The sequence below is a fragment of the Microvirga sp. P4_G7 genome, assembly GCF_056401005.1.
Genome location: NZ_JBFUKD010000162.1, coordinates 1 through 6,657, shown reverse-complemented (window position 1 = coordinate 6,657; position 6,657 = coordinate 1). Strand labels below are relative to the sequence as shown.

6 protein-coding genes are annotated in these 6,657 nt (G+C 63.3%); all 6 read right to left on the bottom strand.

Annotation, left to right across the window (positions count from 1 at the left end; translation table 11 throughout):
• A partial coding sequence (gene lpxB, locus AC1DT3_RS09465) for a lipid-A-disaccharide synthase (RefSeq protein ID WP_477465002.1) occupies positions 1-1,112 on the bottom strand: 1,112 nt, incomplete at its 3' end.
• Positions 1,113-1,123: 11 nt separating this feature from the next.
• Positions 1,124-1,969: an LpxI family protein gene (locus AC1DT3_RS09460; protein ID WP_477465001.1), complete on the bottom strand. Its 846-nt coding sequence runs from the start codon at positions 1,967-1,969 to the stop codon at positions 1,124-1,126.
• The gene (gene lpxA, locus AC1DT3_RS09455; protein WP_477465000.1) at positions 1,969-2,775 is read right to left on the bottom strand and encodes an acyl-ACP--UDP-N-acetylglucosamine O-acyltransferase; all 807 of its coding nucleotides are present in this window, start codon (positions 2,773-2,775) and stop codon (positions 1,969-1,971) included. Before lpxA ends, AC1DT3_RS09460 begins: the two co-directional genes overlap by 1 nt.
• Positions 2,775-3,239 (bottom strand): 3-hydroxyacyl-ACP dehydratase FabZ, encoded by a 465-nt coding sequence (fabZ, locus tag AC1DT3_RS09450; protein WP_477464999.1) that lies wholly within the window; start codon positions 3,237-3,239, stop codon positions 2,775-2,777. Before fabZ ends, lpxA begins: the two co-directional genes overlap by 1 nt.
• Before the next feature lie 108 nt (positions 3,240-3,347).
• Complete coding sequence (lpxD, locus tag AC1DT3_RS09445; protein WP_477464998.1) at positions 3,348-4,406, bottom strand: UDP-3-O-(3-hydroxymyristoyl)glucosamine N-acyltransferase; 1,059 nt, start codon at positions 4,404-4,406, stop codon at positions 3,348-3,350.
• A 40-nt stretch (positions 4,407-4,446) separates the two neighbouring features.
• On the bottom strand, positions 4,447-6,657 hold a 2,211-nt coding region (gene bamA / locus AC1DT3_RS09440), incomplete at its 5' end, for an outer membrane protein assembly factor BamA (RefSeq protein WP_477464997.1).

Here is a 6,657-nt window from a genome sequence, read left to right as displayed (position 1 = left end):
GCACCGATCCGCATGAGTTCGTCGAGGCGACGAAACGCCGATTGCTGGCGCTGCCGCTCGGGCGTGTCGGAGAGGAGCGGGAGTACGGCCTCCGCCAGCTTCTCCGGCGTGCAATCCCACTGAATCAGCTCGGGGATCACGTTCTCGCCCAGGACCAGATTGGTCAGAACGATCGAGGGCGCCTTGATGAGATATTTCAGGATCTCCTCGATCTTCGACACCCGGTAGGCAACCACCATGGGCACACCCGAAAGGCCGAGTTCGAGGGTCACCGTTCCTGAAGCCGCCAAAGCAGCATCAGCGGCGCGAAAGGCGGCCCATTTTGCTGCCTCGCCTTCGACGATGGTGGGTATGACGGTCCAACTCTCCGCGCGCCGCGCGATCTCACCGGCAAGATGAGGAACGGCTGGAATCGTCACTTCGAACGGCCGTTTCGATGTCGCCTGCAGAAGCGCCAACGCATCGCCGAAGGGCCCCATCAACCGGCTCACCTCCGAGCGGCGGCTGCCCGGCAGCACCAGCAGCTTCAGCGGTTCGCCATCCTTGGTTCCACGCTCGCCCTTTGCCGGCCGGATTTCTTCCAGCCGTTCGATCAGCGGATGGCCGACATAGGTCGTCGGCGGTCCGCCCAACCGCGCGTGGGCGTCGGGTTCGAAGGGAAGCAACGCGAGGAGATGATCCACATAGGCGCGCATCGTCCGCGCCCTGCCCGGCCGCCAGGCCCACACGGAGGGGCTGACGTAATCGACGATCGGAATCCACGGGGCACGCTTGCGCACGGTTTTGGCGACGCGGTGAGTGAAGTCCGGACTGTCGATGATGATCAGGATGTCCGGAGCGGCCGCGACGATCGCATCCGCCGCGTCCCGGATTCGTCGCAAGATTGTCGGAAGCCGTGCGATGACGGCGGAGAAACCCATGACGGCGATCTCTTCCAACGGAAAGAGGCTCGTGAGTCCTTCCCGTTCCATCGCGTGGCCGCCGATGCCGCCGAACACGAGGCGATCGGCGCCGAGACGTTCCTTCAGCGCACGCATCAGTTTGGCGCCGAGCTGATCGCCGGATTCCTCCCCGGATACGATCCAGATCTTGAGCGAGTTCGCGCCGGACACCAGAGGCTCCTTCAAGACGATGGGACAGCGGTGAAGAACAAGCCGAGGCGGTCCGCCGTGCGCAGGGTCTCCTCCTCGTTGAGAACGAGGGTCGATCCCGCGCCGATGGCGATACCTGACAATCCTGCGCGCGACGCTTCGACGACGCTACGGGGCCCCACTGCCGGCATGTCGACCCGCAGGTCCTGGCCTTTCTTCGCTGTCTTGACGAGGACGCCGCCTTCCTGGCGACGGCCAAAGCCGAACGGCGAACGGCGCAAGCCCCTGACCCGGCGCAGCATCCGATCGGTCCCTTCGGGCCCCTCGATGGCAAGCACGTGGCGTTGGGCGACGACGGTGGCCTGGCCGATATCGAAATCGGACAGGGATTGGAGAAGCGAGAGACCGAACGCGATCGCTTGCCGATCGTCATCGCTCGGCTCGAGCTTTCCGCGCAGCGACGGCGGCGCGATGAGCTCGGGCGCCAGATCTTGTACGCCGACCACCCGATGACCGTGCTCCTCGATCAGCCTCACGGCTCCGCGCAGAACCTGATCGTCGCCGCGGGTGATCACGTCCTTCACGTCCTGCATGTTGCGCAGCAGTGAATAGGCGCCGAGCAGCGCGGAGAATCCCGGCCGCTGAACGGCACCCACGAGCGCGACGGCGGAGGGCCGCCACGCGTCCAGGGTCGCCATGATCGCCTTCAAGTCGAGAAGGCCGACGCTGGCATCGGCGCGACGCCGCAGCTCCGGCGCGGCAAAACCACGAAAGGCGAGCACGCGGTAGTCGCGTCCTTGCCGCTTCAGGTGATCGGCGAGCTGAATCGGAAGCTGCCCGGCGCCTGCGAGGATCGCAATCGGGCCCTCGCCGGACATCAGGGCGTGCCGACCGGATCTCGCGGCGTGCAGATGGCGCGATCGCCGCCTTCGCGGATGAAGTCGAGAATTTCGTGCACGAACGGATGGGTCGAGAATTCCGCTGCAACGTCCTCCACCCGCTCGGACAACGTGCCCTCGTCTGCGAACAGCAGACGATACGCGCGGCGGATCTCGTGGATCTGTTCCCGCGTAAAGCCGCGACGGCGAAGGCCGACGATGTTGAGCCCGGCGAGATGCGCCCGGTTGCCCATGGCCATGCCATAGGGGATGAGATCGTTCTCGAGGCCCGACATACCGCCGACGAAGGCATGTGAACCGACGCGCGCGAATTGGATGACCGCCGCGCCGCCGCCGAAGATCACGAAATCGCCGACCGTCACATGGCCCGCGAGCATGACGTTGTTCGACAGGATGACGTTGTTGCCGACCTTGGTGTCGTGGCCCACATGCGAGTTCGCGAGGAATGCGCAATTGTTTCCGATGACGGTCGCCATACCGCCGCCTTCGGTGCCCGGATTGATCGTGACGCCTTCGCGGATGATGCAATCGGACCCGATCGCGAGCGTCGATGCCTCCCCACGATATTTCAGGTCCTGCGGAATGTGTCCGATGGAGGCGAACGGAAAGATCCGCGTCTTCGCGCCAATGGTCGTGCGACCGGCCAACGCCACATGGCTGACGAGTTCGCATCCCTCGCCGAGTTCGACATCCGCACCGATGGTGCAGAAGGGACCGACCTTGACGCCGTCGCCGAGCTTGGCGCCATCTTCGACGATGGCGCTCGGATGAATGATGGCCGCCATTAGTCGGTCACCAGCATGGCGCTGACTTCAGCTTCGCAGACCACGGCTCCGTCGACTTTGGCCTCGCCGCGATACCACCACATGTTCCGGCGGTTGTTGAGTTTGCGCATGTGGAACTCGACACGGTCGCCGGGCTCTACGGGTTTACGGAACTTCACTTTGTCGATGGTCATGAAATACACCTGCTTCGGGCGCGTCTGCTGCGCGAGTTTCGATTTCACGCAGATCGCCCCGGCGGTCTGAGCCATACCCTCGATCAAGTACACGCCCGGATAAATCGGACGGGAGGGGAAATGGCCTTGGAATTGCGGTTCGTTGAACGTCACGTTCTTGATCCCGATGCACGACCGGTCGTCATCGATCTCGATGATCTTGTCGACCAGCAAGAACGGATAGCGATGCGGCAACAGATCGAGGATCTGCATGATGTCGGCCGTTTGAAGCGTAGTCGTCGCTTCGGTCATGACGTTCACTCCAAGAGTCTTCTGGAACGCCGAAGCGCATGCGCGAACGCATCGGGTCCGTTTGTTAGTCGCGGCGGTATGGCTGCGTTGCCGATTGAGCCAAGTCCGTCAATCCTTGGCGGAATCGCCGGAATCGCCCTGCGTTGCAAGCTTTTTCAACGCGGTGATCTCGCGGAACCACTCCCGCATCGGTCGCGCCGGGATACCACCCCAACGAGCGCCCGCCGGGACGTCCCCGTTGACGCCGCTCGTGGCGGCGATCTGCGCGCCCATGCCGATCCGGACGTGGCCCTTGACGGCTACCTGCCCGCCGATCGCCACGAAATCCTCGATCGTGCTCGACCCGGCGATGCCCACCTGGGCCACGATCACGCAATGACGGCCGATGACGACGTTGTGGGCGATCTGCACGAGGTTGTCGATCTTGGTGCCCTCGCCGATCACCGTATCCCGGCTCGCACCGCGATCCACTGTCGTGTTGGCGCCAATCTCGACGTCATCCTGGATGATGACCCGGCCGATCTGCGGGACCTTCAGGTGTCCCTGGGGCCCCATGGCAAAGCCAAAACCGTCCTGGCCGATGCAGACACCCGGGTGCAGGATCACCCGGTTGCCGAGGAATGCGTTGGAAATCGTCACGTTGGGAGAAATCGAGCAATCCCGACCGATCCTGACCTGCGGTCCGATGACGGCATGGGCGCCGACGACGGTCCCGGATCCGATCTCCGCTTCCGGACCGATGAYGGCCCCGGGATCGACCCGCACACCATGTTCGAGACGCGCTGTCGGATGGACGAACGAGCCGGGGGAAACGCCTGTCGCGCCGAAAACCGAACCCGGCCGGACTGCGGTCGGAAACAGGATGGCCATCACCTGGGCGAAAACGCGGTAGGCCTGCGGGGTCACGATGGCGACGGTGCCCGCGGGAACCTTCGCGGAGAAACGCGGCGTCACGAGGCAAACCCCTGCGCGCGTCTTGCCGAGGACCTCTCCGTAAGCGGCGTTGTCCATGTAGGCGAGATCGGACGGGCCGGCATTCTCAAGCGGCGCGACTCCGGCAAGCAAAAACTCCCCGTCGGAACCCTCGGGGAGTGCTGTACCGGCCATCTCCACGACCTGACGCAAGCGAAGCGTCCCGGATTGCGGAAAGAAACTTGTATTGTTCATGCAGAAAGCTTGAGGGCGCCACAAGGGCGCCCTCCCAAAATCAGAAGCGGGAACCGCCGGAGAACCTGAAGGCCTGGACACGGTCGCCGCCGACATTCACGCCGTTGACCTTGATGCCGTCGTCCTTGGTAAGYGCGAAGGCGTAGTCGAAGCGGATCGGACCGAGCGGCGAGCTCCAGAGAAGGCTGGCGCCGACCGACGAGCGGATCGTATGGCTGTCGCGAACGACGATACATTCCTGAGCGATGAGCTGGCTTCGTCCGCAGCCCGTCGGAGCAAACCCATCGATGATGCCGTTGCCGTTGGTGTCGAACCGGGTCGGGCCCTCGTAACCGAACAACGAACCGGCATCGGCGAACACGGCGCCCTTGAGGCCGAGTTCCCGAGGCAGACCGAAGATCGGGAACTGCATTTCGAGCGAGCCGCCGTAGTAGGTCGTACCACCGATGGCGTTGGCGTTCGTATCGAGAGTCGAGATGTCGCGCGGTCCGATACCGTTGGTGGCGAAACCACGAACCAGCGACGGGCCCATGAAGAACTGGTCGACGATACGAAGATCGCCGCTTCCGCTCGCCCTGTTGCCGTTCTCGAAGCCCATGATGTGACCACCCTGGACGCGGGCGATACCGACGACGTCGTCCCAGATCTCGTGGTAGTAGCGCGCATCACCGGTGGCGCGGAAGTAACGCGAGTCACCACCGAGACCGGCGAAATCGGTCTTCACCTCGGCCCAGAATCCGGAACGCGGATCCTTGGTGTTGTCGAGGGTGTTGTAGTTGAAGGTCAGACCCACGAGCGAGGTCAGCGTCTGGCCCTGCGATTCCTTGATCGCAAGCGATGCTTCGCCGTTTCCTTCACAGAAGAACCGGTTCGGCGTGCCATCCGGATTGAGGACGGTGTAGCCCGGCAGAGCGATCGAGCAGTCGTTGTAAGGCTGCTTGTAATCGTTCGGGATCTTCAGATCCTGCTGGTACAGCGAATAGCGCGCAGTGATCGTCAGCTCTTCCGTGAAGGGCATGCCCAAACGGAGCTGACCACCGGTCATGCGGTTCTCGTAACGGGCATACTTTGTCTGGTCGCTGAACTTCGAGAACAGATCGAAACCAGCTGCCAGGCGATAACCCAGGAAGTACGGCTCGGTGAACGAGAAGTCGACGCCGTTCGAGCGCTGGCCGAGCTGGCCGGCGACACGGACGTACTGACCACGGCCGAGGAAGTTGCTCTCGCTGACGGAGACTTCACCGATGAAGCCGTCGGACGTCGAGTAACCACCCGACACCGAGAACGCGCCTGTCGATTGATCCTCCACATCCACGTTCACGACGACGCGGTCGGGAGCGCTGCCGGGCTCGTTCGAGATCCGGACACGCTTGAAGTAACCGAGGTTGTTGAGGCGGCGCTCAGCGCGCTCCATCAGAACCTTGTTGTAGGGGTCGCCTTCGCCGAGATCGAACTCGCGACGGATGACGTAGTCACGCGTGCGGGTGTTTCCGCGAACGTTGATCCGTTCGACGTAAACGCGCGGACCGTCTTCGACGACATATCCGAGATTGATGGTGCGGGTCGCCGGGTCGCGGGTCGCGACCGGACGGACCTGCGCGAAGGCATGACCGCCGCGAACGACTTCCGTCGTGACGTTCTGAAGCGACTTCTGCACCGCGTCGGCGCTGTAGACCGAACCGGAGGACGTCGTGAGCTTGCCCTGGAGGCGGGCGGCATCGACTTCCGGAATGCGGGAATCGACGTTCACACTGCCGAGGCGGTACTGCTCGCCCTCTTYGACCGTGATGGTGACCACGTAGCCTTCAGCGTTCGGATCGAACTGGACGTCGTTCGAAACGATGCGGAAATCGGCATAGCCGTTCTTGAGGTAGTAGCGGCGGATCAGTTCGAGATCGTTCTCGAGACGGTCCGGATCGTACACGTCCGAGCTCTTGAGGAAGCTCAGGAGGTTCGACTCGGTCGTCGTCATGACGCCGCGCAGACGGCTCGACGAGATCTGGTTGTTGCCGACGAAGTTGATGTCCTTGACGCCGGTCTTGTCGCCTTCGACGATCGAATAGATCACGTCGATGTTGCCGTTCGGCAGGTCCACCACGCGGGGCGTGACCGAGGCGAGAGCCCGGCCCTGCCGGCGATAAACTTCGAGAATGCGCTGGACGTCGCCATCGACGACGGCCTGGTTGTAAGGCGTCCGAGCGCGGAGCTGGAGCTCGCCCTCGATCAAGCCCTTTTCGACGCGCTTGTTGCC

Excerpts from the sequence above, each read along its gene's own strand:
- AC1DT3_RS09460 (WP_477465001.1), bottom strand. The coding sequence starts at position 1,969 with ATGTCCGGCGAGGGCCCGATTGCGATCCTCGCAGGCGCCGGGCAGCTT.
- lpxA (WP_477465000.1), bottom strand. The coding sequence starts at position 2,775 with ATGGCGGCCATCATTCATCCGAGCGCCATCGTCGAAGATGGCGCCAAG.
- fabZ (WP_477464999.1), bottom strand. The coding sequence starts at position 3,239 with ATGACCGAAGCGACGACTACGCTTCAAACGGCCGACATCATGCAGATC.